Source organism: Catellatospora sp. NPDC049133 (assembly GCF_040648455.1).
Taxonomy (GTDB): Bacteria; Actinomycetota; Actinomycetes; order Mycobacteriales; family Micromonosporaceae; genus Catellatospora; species Catellatospora aurea.
This window is the reverse complement of sequence record NZ_JBEZDT010000013.1, coordinates 65,387-79,803: the sequence shown is the minus strand read 5'-3', so window position 1 is coordinate 79,803 and position 14,417 is coordinate 65,387. Positions and strand designations below refer to the sequence as shown.

7 protein-coding genes and 3 pseudogenes are annotated in these 14,417 nt (G+C 56.9%); 7 read left to right on the top strand and 3 right to left on the bottom strand.

Annotation, left to right across the window (positions count from 1 at the left end):
• Positions 1 to 1,133 precede the first annotated feature (1,133 nt).
• The 6 genes and pseudogenes from AB0B35_RS16880 (at position 1,134) to AB0B35_RS16855 (ending at position 7,344) form a co-directional block, all read left to right on the top strand.
• Positions 1,134 to 2,210, top strand: a complete 1,077-nt coding sequence (locus AB0B35_RS16880) for an ROK family protein (RefSeq protein ID WP_361046027.1) — start codon at positions 1,134 to 1,136, stop codon at positions 2,208 to 2,210.
• 136 nt (positions 2,211 to 2,346) lie between these two features.
• Entirely contained in the window at positions 2,347 to 3,285 is a 939-nt protein-coding gene (locus AB0B35_RS16875) for an ROK family protein (RefSeq protein ID WP_361046024.1), read from the top strand.
• A 3-nt stretch (positions 3,286 to 3,288) separates the two neighbouring features.
• On the top strand, positions 3,289 to 4,035 hold the full coding sequence (locus AB0B35_RS16870; RefSeq protein ID WP_361046022.1) for an HAD family hydrolase: 747 nt from the start codon (positions 3,289 to 3,291) through the stop codon (positions 4,033 to 4,035).
• Between the two features lie 19 nt (positions 4,036 to 4,054).
• The gene (locus tag AB0B35_RS16865) at positions 4,055 to 4,900 is read left to right on the top strand and encodes an ROK family protein (protein WP_361046020.1); all 846 of its coding nucleotides are present in this window, start codon (positions 4,055 to 4,057) and stop codon (positions 4,898 to 4,900) included.
• A 78-nt stretch (positions 4,901 to 4,978) separates the two neighbouring features.
• The gene (locus tag AB0B35_RS16860) at positions 4,979 to 5,575 is read left to right on the top strand and encodes a hypothetical protein (RefSeq protein ID WP_361046018.1); all 597 of its coding nucleotides are present in this window, start codon (positions 4,979 to 4,981) and stop codon (positions 5,573 to 5,575) included.
• Between the two features lie 586 nt (positions 5,576 to 6,161).
• Positions 6,162 to 7,344: pseudogene (locus AB0B35_RS16855) on the top strand (IS701 family transposase).
• Positions 7,345 to 7,373: 29 nt separating this feature from the next.
• Here the strand turns inward: AB0B35_RS16855 and AB0B35_RS16850 are convergent.
• The 3 genes and pseudogenes from AB0B35_RS16850 to AB0B35_RS16840 form a co-directional block, all read right to left on the bottom strand.
• Positions 7,374 to 8,535 (bottom strand): annotated as a pseudogene (locus tag AB0B35_RS16850) (IS110 family transposase).
• 280 nt (positions 8,536 to 8,815) lie between these two features.
• Positions 8,816 to 9,254: pseudogene (locus AB0B35_RS16845) on the bottom strand (transposase); the annotation flags it as partial.
• Positions 9,255 to 9,809: 555 nt separating this feature from the next.
• Positions 9,810 to 12,743 (bottom strand): SUMF1/EgtB/PvdO family nonheme iron enzyme, encoded by a 2,934-nt coding sequence (locus AB0B35_RS16840; protein ID WP_361046016.1) that lies wholly within the window; start codon positions 12,741 to 12,743, stop codon positions 9,810 to 9,812.
• A 290-nt stretch (positions 12,744 to 13,033) separates the two neighbouring features.
• Here AB0B35_RS16840 and AB0B35_RS16835 point away from each other — a divergent pair, with 290 nt between their 5' ends.
• Positions 13,034 to 14,416 carry a hypothetical protein gene (locus AB0B35_RS16835; RefSeq protein WP_361046013.1) on the top strand — a complete coding sequence of 461 codons (1,383 nt, stop codon included), beginning with the start codon at positions 13,034 to 13,036 and terminating at the stop codon, positions 14,414 to 14,416.
• Position 14,417: the final 1 nt, after the last annotated feature.

Sequence of the window (14,417 nt, the reverse complement as noted above, 5' to 3'; positions counted from 1 at the left end):
GCCAGAACGGCTTCGGCCTACGCGAGTTTGCGCTCGGCGACGTCACGGGCCCGTTGCGCGGTGGTTCGGGTCGGCGAAGGTCCGTAAGTTCCTCTCGGGCGTCGCGTCGCCAATGCAGCTCGGTAAGTTCCTTCTCCAGCTCGGCCAGGTCGCCGATGGATCGCTGCTCGGCCTTGGCCGCCTCGTCCAGCGTCGAGCGGGTCCGTGCATCCACCATGCGCGCCGCATCAACGCTGGCACGTGACCAATTGATCTCCGCTGTCCGCTACGAGGCGCCCCGGGAGCTGCTCACCGTGAAGGTGCCGAGACCCGGAACGCCGCTGCGCTCAGCTGCTGAGTCAACTGGATCGACGTCGACAGCGCCGGACTCGGTTGGGCTTTGGTTGTGCTGACCTCGGACACTGTATGAGTAACCTGCATAACGTCTGTAGAACATCATGGAGATCAGCTTCGCGACCCAGGCAAGAGTCCAGCGCCGGTCGTCATAGTCTGCCGCGGCAGGGCGAGGTGGGCGACTAGGCGCAGCACCGGACCGGAGGGTCTTGATTAGCACGCAAGCTCTATTTTCGAGTCAACCCTCTAAACCTGGCGGCGTTCCTAGTCGCCAGCGGCGGCGAGGACGCCCTGGCCTCGAGTAGCCCGCCGGGTTGGGCCCGCAAACGGTCTAACGTCGAGTCGGAAGGTTCCGACATTGGCCGACCGCGTACGAAGCAACATCGCGGTTAGGTCATGGAACAGGACCCCCAACAGTATCGAGAGTCTAGAATCGGACAGTTCTCCGAAAGCAGCTCCGATGTCGAGAGAGCATACAGCGCTGCCGCCATATTAGACTTTGATGCTGCAGGTACCAGACGCACCAACGACGGCCGGTTGAAGGATCGAGGAAGCCGCTGCCGGCACTGTATTTACTGGCCAAACTGGAGGTTTGTAAACCAATACACACGCAACACCCCACCATCACCTGTGTGCCGAGACATATTCAGTAACGCTGCGAGCTTAGCCTGGATGACCCAACGGTGAGGGCAGGAAAGAACGGGCCAAACTGTAGGTCGTTCTTGTTCTCTATTTGAAAGAGTTTGGCACTCAACTGCTCCGAATGTCGCCGCCGACGGGCGAGTTCAAATGGAGGTATCATGTCACTAATCATGACTATTAGAGTTGAGACCGAGACGCTGGAGGGGGCGCTCTTCGACGTCGATCTTACTAAGAGTGGCAAAGGTCGAATTCGGCCCGAGATTTATGAGTCAAACCAGCCGGTGGCGAGAGGCAATTCGCGAGCCTACAATGCACGATTGATACAGTTCATTAATGACTTTCAGAATCGTATGGGTGTAAGTGGTGACCTGATAGCGATCGCATTAATTCACCCAGGTATTGTCGATTCAAAGCAAGGGGTGGCGGTAAATTCTCGATTTGAAATCTGGAACGAGCCCGTTGCGAATACCATCACAGAGGCGTTCAGTACTCAAGCCTTCGTGTTCCACGACGCACCTTGCCTTGCCTTGGGGGAAGTAAGGTATGGAGCTAATGGAAGTGCAAGTGTGAATACACCCGATGGCCGTCCGAAAACTCCTAAAAACTTTGTCTATGTGATAGTTGACGAAGGGGTAGGAGGATGCATCTTTATTGAGGGAAGGCCATACGCTGGGGCAAGTCTTAACGCGGGAGACCTGGGACATATCTTGTTGGACGATCATGGTCCACTTTGCCGGGCATGTGACCGTCCAGGATGTCTGGAAACCTACACAGGAAGGTATTGGATCGCGGAAGATATCCTTGCGCGGTATAGACGCCTGCGAGAGACGAAGTCAGCTAGTATTCAGGACTCTCCTTTCTCCAGGCGTCTCTCCTTCCTAGAGCCCGATAATGTAACTGTTGAAGACATAGCTAGCGGCACGCGTGAAGGCAACGACTATGTAGTTCCCGCCATCGAGCAAGCGGCAGATCGTTTAGGCATGGGGCTCGCTTACGCGCTTGACTACCTAAATCCGGAGGTCGTGATTCTAGGTGGTGCGTTGATGACAAAGGTCGACTTGTACTACGAATTGGCGATGCGAGCCACACAGCGGCGATGCCTTCCCATCGCATGGGAGAGCACCGCCTTTCGTCGAGCAGGTCTGGACCACGCTGAGCATTATGGTGCCATGGATCTCGCGTTGACGCGTATTCGTGCCGAATTGGGTCGATCCCACCGCCAGTCGACGGCATGATCCTGATCCCACAAATGAATTCTGCTCCAGCTATATGTCTGGAGCGGGTGTTGAACGATAATGGACTCGATACGTTGTTAAGGATTAGATCCGATGAGTACGAAGTTACGTCTCCGCAAGTAAGAGAGAGGTCAACGTGCTTGCAATAGGTTTAGATCTTGGAGGTCACGGCGTTAAGTCGGGGATCGTCCGGCTGGGAACCCTTGAGGTTAATCACTATGAGGACTTACGCTACAATGCCGCGAAATCCAATCGTGCCATCGCGAAAAGCGACATACCTAGAGCTGTACGGCTACAGGCAGTCATCGAATCTATACAACGTCTTATTCGTGTCGAGCCAACGGTCGGTGCGATCGGACTGGCCTCGACAGGCATCATTGACTCGGCCGCGGGAATCGTTCTAGACGACCAAGCCCCAGATTATGTTGGCACGGATTGGCTTTCGGAACTTCGCCAAAACTTCGGTAACGAGTTCTACTTCCATGTCGAGAATGATGCGAAGTGCGCGGTATGGGGCGAGTATGTAACGTGGAACAATCGTCCTGGTGAGCGAATTGAGCCTCCCAGCAGTCTTGTTCAATTGACCATAGGGTCGGGCATCGGCGCGGGTGTAGTTCTCAATGGCCAAATCCTGTCGGGGGCGAACTATGTCGCGGGTGAGTTTGGAAGCCTGCCATTTAGGTCTTGCGGAAGCAAAGATTCTGTGACCATAGAGTCAATTTCGGCTGCGCCTGGGTTATTGCGCAATGGGAAGTGCGATTCGTTGGTGCGCCTTAATGAGCTCTATTCTGTTGGGAACAAATCTGCAGTTTCAGCCGTAGCGCTCGGTGCTGAAGCTCTCGGGCATGGGTTGGCCGCCATTATCAATATTCTAGGTCCGGCTGCCGTTATTTTCAGCGGTGGTGTTGTTGATCTTGTTCCGTCGTATAAGAGTCTCATAATCGAACAAGCAAAGCCTTACTGTGAGCCGGCAGCACTTAAAGCTGTGAAGTTCGTGGAGGGGTCACTTGGAAGATTTGCTGGACTGGTGGGTGCAGGCAATCTGGCGCTGAGCGCCCGGCGCTCGGTTGGGTGAATAATGTACGCGAAAGAAGTACTGCAGGCAGTAATTTGGGATATTGACGATGTATTAGTCGACACATCTCGCACATATCATGAGTCTCGAGTAGCAGCTTTACATGTCATCGGGTTATCACCTGAACGTGTTCAGGAGGCTCTGGCCGTTTGGAATCGTTTATTCTGGTACTTTGACCAAGATGATCTCCGAGGGATTGTTTTAGCGTTAGCTCATGAGCTCGAGCTTGATCGCGAACATGTTGCGATGAACTTCGATCGTGTACAGGAGCAATACGACGCTGTTTGGAGTATTGGTATACCCCCGATAGGGGGGATGGCTGGGATCGTGTCTGGCCTTCATGCTTGCGGTGTACCACAGGCAGTGGTCTCCGGTGGAGATCCTGACTATCAAACCGAAAAGCTAAAGTCGGCGGGGCTGGACATCTATTTCAATCGGGATGCTATAGTTGTAGCGCCTTCAAATTCGGTACTCGCGAAACCTAATCCGGCTGGCATCTTGAAAGCATGTGCCGTTCTCAAGGTTGATGCTCGGCGGACGTTGTATATCGGTGACAGGATTAGTGATGTAATTGCTGCCAGGTTGGCAGGGTCAATACCTGTATATTTTGACCGAATTCCATCAGCCCCGGAGGTTCGGCGTGCGCCAGAGGCCGGTTCTCTCCTCCTCGAAAATCCACAGTACCGAGTGGTAGGTGTGGATGGTCTGAGGAACGTTTTAACGAAGCATTTTCCGTCATTATTCATATAATCAAGAAAGGCGAGAAGGAATGTATATTGGGATCGATAATGGAGGAACGTCGACGCGCGTCGCGGCGTTTGTTGAACCGAGTTCCGGTCATTACGAGGTAGTTGGACAGTTTGCTACCAAGGATGTATTTGATCAGCAGATCGAGGCGATTGTCAAGGTTATTAATGCGGGATCTTTCGCTGCAGTGAATGGCATCGGAATAGCCATCGGTGCACAAGTGGCCGTTGACGGAGCATCGGTCGTCGATTCGGTAAACCTCTCAGACTACGTGGGAAAGCCGGTCGTCGATGTGCTTAGCCGAGAATTTGGCTGTCCCGTACGTATGGCTCACGATGCGGTCTGTGGACTACTCGCGGAGAGGGCATTCGGACACCTTCGAGGTCAAGAACGATGTGCATATTTGACTGTATCAACTGGAACTGGCGTGGCTGTGCACATTGGCAAGGCCGAGGTAAGCCAGTCGTTCTCGATCGAGATGGGACATCAGATTATCGGTGGGAATTCGCTGGTGTGCTTGTGTGGTCAAATCGGCTGTCTGGAGACGATCACTGGTGGAAAGCAAATCGAGCTCCGGACAGGTAGACGTGCTGAAGAAATTAGCGATCTTGAGTTTTGGCGGGAGTTTACTGAGACGCTCGCTATCGGTTTGGTTAATCTCGCGCAATTAACACGCGTGGAAGCGGTCACTCTCAGTGGCGGCATCGGACTTCATAATGAATATCTTCGTTCTAATCTTCAGGGCGCAGTGAACAACTTGATCAGAGGAGTTTCACTTCAAGTTAGCTGGGCGACTCTTGGTGAGGCTGCCCCACTAGTAGGTGCGGCCCTGTTGCTCAGAACGCCAGAGGAGGGTATTCTCCATTGAGAAACGTGAGTTGATCTAAGCTTTCTCGGTGCCCGGGGCATCCCATCCCTCGTAAATAAGTCGGTAGGCCATACTAATATGACCCCCAGTGACGATGCTCGCCTCGAAGTTCTTCATGTACATTATTCGGAAACGTTCTCGATAATAGGTGCACAGGTAAGGACGCGCGATCGGCTTGTTTTGGCGGTCCTTGCGTCACTCGCCTTGCTGGCTATTGATACCTGGCTTCCGCAACAGCTTGGAATCGTAGTTGGCGGTGTCGCTCGGGAGAAGTTTGGAGTTGGCGCGACATTCGGCCCTGGATTGCTTACCGCCGTTCTATGGTCACTTTTCACTGTTTCGGTCATTAGATATTTTCAGTCGTGCGTCTACTTGGAGCGGCTGTACAGGTACGTTCATGCATTAGAGTCCGACCTCAGTCGTTTTTTTTCTGGGGTTCCATTTACGCGCGAGGGGGAATTCTACTTAAAAAAGTATCCGTGGTACTCGACGGTAATCTCGACCGTGTATTCATTTGCTCTGCCAATTGGCGTAGTGGTGGCAGTTGTCTTAAAATTGTTGGACGAGTTCTCTAACGTTGCCTCCGTGCCGGCGTTGATTGTGGATACGTCCCTCGGTTCAATAATTGTAACTGCTTCCATCCTGTATCTTGTGCATGTGGTGTTTACGCGGTGAGGTAGGCTGCAACCTTGTTCGGTAATCTCGGCTCCCGAAGTGCTCGCTAGGATAATGCTCCAGGTGCGTTTGCTAAAGCGAGGTCTTCACGGGAAGCGCTACATCTGGGGACGTGATGGTGTGCGCACGCCATCGTAACCTCGATTGACTTGATCACTGCTTGGTATGTCGGTGGTCAGGTGTGCCAGGAGACGACAGGCCTCGGCAACGGTAAGCGTGGTAGCCCTGGCCGTTTAGCGCCACTTTGCCCGTTCTGTAATGACGGCGAGGAAGGCGGGCCAGCATGACGAGCGTGATGCAGCGGTACCATTCTGCATTTCGGACCTTTGTATTCGTCGAGTCCGACTCGGTTTTTGACGCTTGGATAGTTATTCTCCGATGCACCGTCTGGCTCCTGCGACCCGGATTAGCCTTTCGCCGTGAGTGTCCTCGGTTCGTAGCAGAGGAAGAGCGCAAGTTCGGCGAGGTTGGCGATCGACCGGCAGATTAACAGCCAGTACTCCAAGCCGCACTTTCGCCGAGGAGTTTGCACTGCTGGACACGCATGGAGGGGCACCTTACGAGTAGCCACGTGTGTCCAATATGGATGCACGTGCTTGCGAATGGTGCGGATCTTGCGGGATGGGTGGCAGGCCTGGACGACCTGGTGGCGCGGTTCGCCGGCCGGTTTCGGGTGGAGCCGCGTCGGCGCGCCGGGGCTTACCTGCTGGGGTTGTTGTCGCCGTTGTCGGACAAGAACGGCAGGACGTTGGCGGAGGCGGCCGGGGAGAACACGCCCGACGGTATGCAGGGCCTGCTCAACGACGCGGCGTGGGACGCCGACGGCGTCCGCGACGACCTGCGCGGCTATGTCGCCCACCACCTGGGCGACCCGGACGGTGTTTGATCATCGACGAGAGCGGGTTCGTCAAAGAAGGGCAGCAAGTCTGCCGGGGTGCAGCGCCAGTAATCCGGCATCGCTGGGCGGACGGAGAACTGCCAGCTGGGCGTGTTTCTGGCGTATGCGTCCCAGCACGGACGGACGCTGATCGACCGGGAGCTGTACCTGCCGCAGACCTGGTGCGACGACACCGTACGCCGCGCCGAAGCCGCAGTGCCCCCGCATGCCGCGTTCGCGACCAAGCCGGCGCTCGGGCTGGGGATGCTGCGTCGGGCGCTGGACGCCGGGATCCCCGGCCCGGTGGGTGACAGCCGACGAAGCCTACGGCAAGTACGGCAAGTTCCGGTTCTGGCGACAGGCATGCCATATGCCCTACGCGCAGGCCGTGGCCTGCAACCAGAGGTTCCCGACCGAGGGCGGCAGCGCCCGCGCTGACACCCTCGCCCGCCTGGCCCCGGACGTCGCATGAAAGCGGCGCAGCTGCGGCGGCGGCGCCAAGGGCCCTCGCCTGTACGAGTGGGCGGTGGCCAGCCTGCCCGACACCGGCACCGCCGATCACGGGTTCACGCGATGGCTGCTGGTACGCCGCTCGATCACCGACCCGACCGAACTGGCCTACTACCTCTCCTACGGCCCGGATGGCACCGACCCCGAAGAACTGATCCGGGTCGCCGGCACCCGATGGGGATCGAGGAGTGCTTCCAGACGGCCAAGGGACAAAGTCGGGCTCGACCAGTACCAGGTCCGCCGCTACGACGCCTAGTACCGGCACATCACACTCGCCATGGCGGCCCACGCCTTCCTGTCCGTCACCGCCAAGAACGCAAAAGAGGCACTGCGACCGGGACGGACTCGTGCCCCTCAGCCTCGCCGAGGTCCGAGGGACTGAGTCGAAAATAAGCTGAGTCGAAAATAAGCTCACCCGGTGGGGTTGAGAGTGGCCTGGAACCCGAGTCGGTTCAGTTGGTCGAGTAGGCGTCTGGCCTGGCGTTCGGGGTTGACGCGGGTGAGGAAGTGCTCAGGGCCGAGGTCGTGGTAGTCAACCCCGTTGGTGATCATGTGCCATGTCGCAGTCAGGATGCTGTGGCCAAGGGCGACGAGTGCTCGTTTCTTGCCGCGGCGGCCGGCCAGGCGCCGGTATCGGGCCTGCAGGTAGGTGTTGCGTGTGCGCGCGGCACCGGCGGCGGCTTCGCCGAGGGCACCGCGCAGCCAGGAGTCGCCTTTGCGGGTGCCCGGCGGTCGGGAACCGGGTCATGTCCGCCCCGATCTCGGCGAAGATCACCTGGGCGATGCGGGTGCCGACGCCGGGGATGCCGTCCAGCCGCTGAACGATGGCGGCGAACGGTGCGATCTCGGCCACGATCCGCGCGGACAGGGCCTCTATCGCGGTGTCGGCGGCGTCGATGCGAGTCAACATGGCGCGGCAGATGAACGCGTGGTGCGCGCTGAACCGGCCGACCAGCGCCTCGCGCAGCGCCGGAAGCTTGGTGCGCATCCGGGCTCGGGCCATGTCAGCCAGCACATCGGCGTCGCGTTCACCGGCGATGAGCGCCTCGATCATCGCGCGGCTGGACACGCTCAGCGTGTGTGAAGTGACCGTGGACAGCTTGATCCCGGCGTCTTCCAGGACCTTCTCCAGACGCTGGATCTCACGGGTGCGTTCGTGCACGACCGTGGTGCGGTAGCGGGTGAGATCACGCAGCCTGCGGATGCGCGGCGGCGGAACGAAGCTGGGCCGGACCAGCCCGTGTTCGACCAGTTGCGCGATCCAGGCCGAATCGGCGACATCGGTCTTGCGGCCGGGGACGTTACGCATGTGCCGGGCGTTGAGCAGCTGGACATCGAATGCGTCCTCGAGCAGGTAGTAGACCGGCTTCCAGTAGTCACCAGTGGCTTCCATACCGACGACGGTCACTTCGTTGTCGGCCAGCCAGTCGCGCAGTCCCAGTAGTCCAGGTGTGGTGGTCGGGAATGTCCGCACCTGCTGGCTGCGCCGTCGTCCGTTCGGGATGCGTATGCATGCCTTCAGGTCCGCCTTGCCGATGTCCAGTCCCGCGCAGCGGGCCACCACCGTGTCCATCGCCTGTCCCTCCTCGCGCCGTTGCGACCCAGGGTCGGGCGGACCGGAGAGCCGCACAGGCGCAAGAGTCTGAGTCGCGTGCTCGAGGCAACAATCAAGGGGCACCTGTCGCGCGGCTCCAGCGTCCCGCTGTGTGACGGGATCGAAGCACCACAGTCCCACGACGTCACCGGACCGCCCTGCCACCGTTTTCAGCCCTACCAGGGCGGCCTGGCCAGGCCATCCCCGCTGTGTGACACAAACGGCTCAGGTGCACATTCGGTGGTGACCGTGCGTGGGGTCAGCTCAGCAGGATGCGATGGCGTAGCAGCGTGAAGCCGGCTCGGCCGTGCATCTGGCGCATGATCCGTTTCGTTTTGGTGTTCACGCCTTCGGTCCCGCCGTTGTGGTAGAGCAGGGTGACTGCCGCGTGGACGGTGTCGCGGTCCTGGACCAGGCCTCGGCTGAAGGAGTGCAGGCAGGGTAGTTGAGCGGCTCGGGCTTTCGTGATCCACGCGTCCAGTCGTTCGCTGTTGCCTTCCCGGGGCCGTAGGAGGTCGGCGAACGAGTGGATGAGTTCGGCCAGGTCGATCATCTCGGGGCAGCTGGCGGTGAGATCATCGCGGACTGCGCGCTGCTTGTCGGTTGAGGCCGTCCGGGCGGGTGAGCATGAGCCGGGCCAGGCGGCGGGGCGAGATGGACGGCCGGTCGCCTTCGACTCGGCCCTGGGTGATGTAGCGGATCGCAGCGGCAGGCGCGAACCCAGCCGTACTCACGGCGAGGTGGTCGGCGTGCGCCGCCCCCGAGCACGCCCGCGCTGCGCGCCCGATGGCGGCACGCCCCTATGCGGTGCTCGACCGGCACGTGCGCCATGTCGGCAAGGACCGCCTGGTCGCGTTCGACGCCAACCGGGTACTCCGTGCCGGCCCGCAGGGTCCGCCCGCGCCAGCTGGTCGAGGTCCGGGCTTTGACGCTCGGATCTCGATGGGTTCGGTGGCGGGCAGCGGATGGCAGGCCCTCGTTGGTGGCGCGTTTCGAGTTGATGGATGCCGGGTGGTTGTTGATCGAGCCGTTGATGCTGGTGGCGGCTACTGGACCGCTGCCGCAGCGGTGCGGGAGCGTTCAAACGAGATCCTGCGGCGGTTTAGGACCGGGTCGGCGTGGCGTGATGTTCTCGAGCGGTAGGATCCTGGCCCGATGGAGAGGACAAAACCAAGCCATCGCCAGACGCAGCCACAACAAACATCGCCACGGCTCTGCCCACGAGCGCTTAAGCACTACATGCCGCTGGACTACTAGCTCCTCGAATCACCTAACGGCAGGCAAACTCGAAAACCAATTTCATCACTCGCGTCATAGGGGGCCAAGCGACCCCTCTCTGTCAGGTTTGATCGCTCGACAGTGGTACGCCACGAGCCGCCCTTAACGACCCGCGGCCTTTGACCTAGCAGGTCGTCGGTATTATCATCGGTTCGCTTTGATGCATATGTAGTTTGACACCACTCCCACACATTGCCCACCGCGTCTTCAACTCCATGTACGCCACGCCCCAATGGGAACATTCCAACTGGGCACACGCGGTCGAGACTGTTGGCTGCCTCATCACCGACAAGTTTGATATTAGCACGGTCGGAAAGGTGCTCATCGCCCCATGGATACAAGGTCATTCGCCGCCCACGTGACGCGAATTCCCATTCCGCCTCGGTCGGCAGTCTGATCCCAGGCAGGCCTGTCTTTGCCGACAGCCAGCGACAGAAGGCTACTGCTTCATACCATGTCACCTCACATCGAGGGCAGGCCTGGTCGGCAGGCTCGGACCGTACTGGAGGAGTCGAGCCAGGCCGCATTCGCCACGCCATAGCTTCTGGCGAGAAAGCCCACCAATCTGGATTGGACCAACCATCAAGATCTTCGACGAATGAGTGATATTGAGCATTCGTTACCGGAAATTTCGACAACTGAAACCTGCCAATCCGCGACCGTGTCCTTTGCGTTGTCCGGCCAAGAGAAATGTAGCCCCCGTCGATTGGATCAGACCATCGAATGTCTGGAATTCCCAAGGCGGAAACTCCGATACCTTCTCTCGTGTCGCCCAGCACCCCCAGAACTTGTCCTGCTTCAAGTCGATTAAGGGGCGTCAGTGCGCCCGTTTCAATTAAATTCTTGAGCCAACCCAAGATCCTATTGTGGACAACATGGGACCGGCCTCGCTCGGGTGCTTGATCCACGCCGCATCCAGTGAGGCACAATCCAGCGAACAGCGCCATAGTCCACTCAATGTTTTGAGGGTCGGTGAGGCCATCGAGCGGCAGATCGACTGGAATAAGCTCGTCCAACAAGTCGTATAGTTGACGATATCGACCAGGGCCTGGCACAGACTCTCCGGCAGCTAGAATTAGAACTTCCCGCCATCGATCTGGATCCTCCCGTGCGTGAACTACAAGTTGTTCAGGAAAGAGCGGGTCCAAACAGAGATGACAGGCAGCCATGTACTCTTGAAAAGTGCGGTGGGGAAACCGATATACGTCTTCATCGTGGGCGACGAGAATGCCGGAACGGTCACGCAGCTCTTGTGCTAATGAAAAGGGATTGAATGCCACATCGTCAGTTGGGTCAGGCATTAGTGCTCTGTTTAAAACAAATGCAAGATGCTTAAACGTGATATCGGCGCTATCGCGCCCGGCGTCCATCGACATGTGGGCTTCATATGCTACTTGACAGAGTGCTGCGTGCAAATCCTCGGGTTTTATTCCATGACCAATGAAGGCAGCTAAGCTACTTGGCGAAGATTGAGTCTCTCCTGTCTGTGGGTTGAGTACGTTCTTTAGACCCTCCCAGTGAACTAGTAGTAAATTAGTAATCTCGCGGTAGAGCGCTGCCCGTCGATGCGGGAGCATGCCGCTCCCGTGACTATGAATTGACGCCATTAGTGAAAGCAGCAACGGACGTTGCGCCAAGTAGCCCAGGTCTTGACGTTGTGCGATCGCGCGCTTTAGTGAAACTTGCCGACCTCCTAGCTCCGGGCGCCGCCTGGCTAGCGCTGTGTACCATCGGTCAATATACGCATCAATTTGCCGTGTCTCAAAAGGTGCTATTTCCGCTTCGGCAAAGCCCGAAAGTTTCCAGTCCTGACTACGAAACGCATAAGTTCGCGTTGTCACAAGAATTCGGCAATCTGCGAATTCCTGAGAGAAGGATCGTATGCTGGCCAATACATCAAGGCGCCGTCTTTTCGCCTGTGGCACCTCATCCATCCCATCTAGTACGACAAAACATTTTCCAAGAAATAGTCGGCGCCTGAATTCGGGTACCAGCTCGCCGTAGTTAATTTCAATTGCCTTCAGCATATACTTGAGCAGCTGAAGACCCGCAAACTCATCGGACTGCTCACCTCTTGCCGCAAACTCCCTGAGATCGACGTAGATCGGAGTCATCGGTCCATGAGTCCATCCTGATCCCAATCCGATAAGTCCTAATCCCCCATTGAGAGTGGGGTCTAACTCCGCGGACGCGAGGCATAGTGCCACATACCGAGCTGCAGTGCTCTTTCCAGCTCCAGGGTCGCCCATCAGAACCAGTTGTTGCTCGGTCGCGATCATATCCGTGACCGAGATGGTTTTTCCAGGCAACTTGAACATTTGCTCGGTACTGGTCGGAGAGCTCCTGGCTGTTGTGTCGAGTGGAGTCCAAAGCCGTGGGAGATCCAACTCATCTTCGGCCATTTGGTCTATTGCACTGAGTGGCAGTGCGCTCAACCGATGTATCAGGCTCCTGAGGTAGCTCCGGTATACGGCCCTGGTCGTCGCAGGCATCTGGCCGAGATCGCGAGGTGGCGGCTGACCTTTCCGTAGGTGTTGAACGAGTTCCCGGCTAGCAGTTTCGCGTTCGCCTGTGAAGTCGACATATTGCAGGTCAATTATTGTTAACGGAATGTCGCACGGTTCAATTAGAACTGGAAAAATAATTTTGTCGTGATCCTGCGCGTAAAGAATTTCTTTTGCTACGAAGGCGGATTCCACCGCTCCCTTGGTCAAAATCAGCACCACAAAGTGGGCCGAATCAATCAATTCTTCGAGCTGGCGTGACCAGCCCTCCTTCGCCGCAGGGCTCAAGGCGAGATCATATGACACGTTGATCTTTTCGCCAGGCAACCCGTGAAGGTAATCGACGAGCCACTGAACGAATTCTTGACCGTCATCACGGGAGTAGCTCACAAAGAGCTGGATCATGGGCCCGTCCTATTGTGGGTGTTAAGCAACGTAGTGTAGCCGAGGGCGCCAGAAACGTTGCTCGATCTGCGCCCTCGCGGCGCGTCTGTATATTTGTACTATGAGCGGACGAAAGGTATAATTTGCCTTTATGGCATTGCTATCTATTAGATCGTAGGAGTTGGGTCACTACGTCACATCGCTCAACCGAGTCATTTTAAATAGTGATCGCTAGACCTAGACCTTTGAAGGCTGCGCCACGGTATAGTCATCAGCGTCGATTGCCCCGATCCGTCCGTGGAGGTTCACTGATGACGATGAACACTAGCGCCTTGACGTCCGAAGCGACGGTATCGCTCAATATTGCTAACATGTTTGAGTTCAACTCCAGGCACGCCCGAGACACTGATGACGAAAGTTTGTCCCGCGCCCGGAGGGCTAAAGAAAATTTTGGTGTATCGGCTGAAGCAGCTTTGTTTTGGGGAGGGGCAACGCGGAGGCGAATCGTGATTACGCCAGAGCCGCCAGACGCCGACTTCCTCCAAGAGATTCAGGAACTGCTCGGTGTTCAAATAGAGTCATTTTCGCCGAAACTTGTTACCGGCTGGGTGTGTCGCGACTTGATGCGTGACACAGCATGCCTGCAGAGACTGTTCGATATGCTCCAGAATGAGATCTCCTCCGTGCTTCCGTGGGGGTTTACGAGTGACCTTCTTCGGTTGCTGTCTCACCTTCAGGATTCCGGACTTTCGCTTATTTTAGAGGAGTCGAATCTTCCTTCGTCGGCGGCCAGTGTGGACTACCTGGATAGTAAGATCGGCTCAAGGTCAATTTTTGAACACGTCCATCATAAGGTTCCAGAGTTTTATGCAATTCCAGGTTATGCTTGCCAGAATTTGGATCTGGCAAAAGAACTAGCGAGTACTCTCTTAATCAGTGGATCTGATCCATTAGTGCTGAAATCTGATCGTGGGCACGGTGGTTCAGGCGTCAGGCTGCTGGACTCAATTGATTCGGCGGCACTCACATTTAGTGAAATCTTGACGACTGGAGACGGCATTTGGACGGACACTCCAGTATTGCTCGAGCGTGCCATAGGCGGTGGAACTAAGCCCGCTGTTCCAAATTTTAACGGAATTGTCGGAATGAACGGCGACATCCGTACGTGCGGCATCGGTCAGCTTAAGATTTCTGGCTTCGGGACCTACGTCGGAATGGAGTTCGGGGTAAACGTAGTGTCCGACGAGATGTTGGCATTAGCGGAGTTGGCTGGCCGCGCAGCAGGTGATTTAATGCGTGAGCTCGGTTATGCGGGATGGTACGATCTCGACTTTATATTGGATCCTTCAAGCGATAGGCTTTATGGATCCGAAATCAACGCTCGTCGTACTGGTGGTTCTGTTTGTATTGAGCTGGCAGACCAGTTGCTCGCCACTGACTGGCGAGCAACTATGCATGTGAGCTCTTATGAGCACGTAAAGATTAGGTCTAGTTTGGCTGGGTATACATATCTTCGCCCCGCATTCGCGGACGTCAGGAGGTCTTTAAGCGGGGATTGCGGGATTGTGCCAATCTTCACTCGATCAATTAGTCTTAAGTCGGCATATGTGGGCTACGTCATATATGCGCCAAGTCGTGCAATTGCGGCGGCAATCGATAATGAGATCAAGATGTTGTTGGGGAAATTATCTTAAG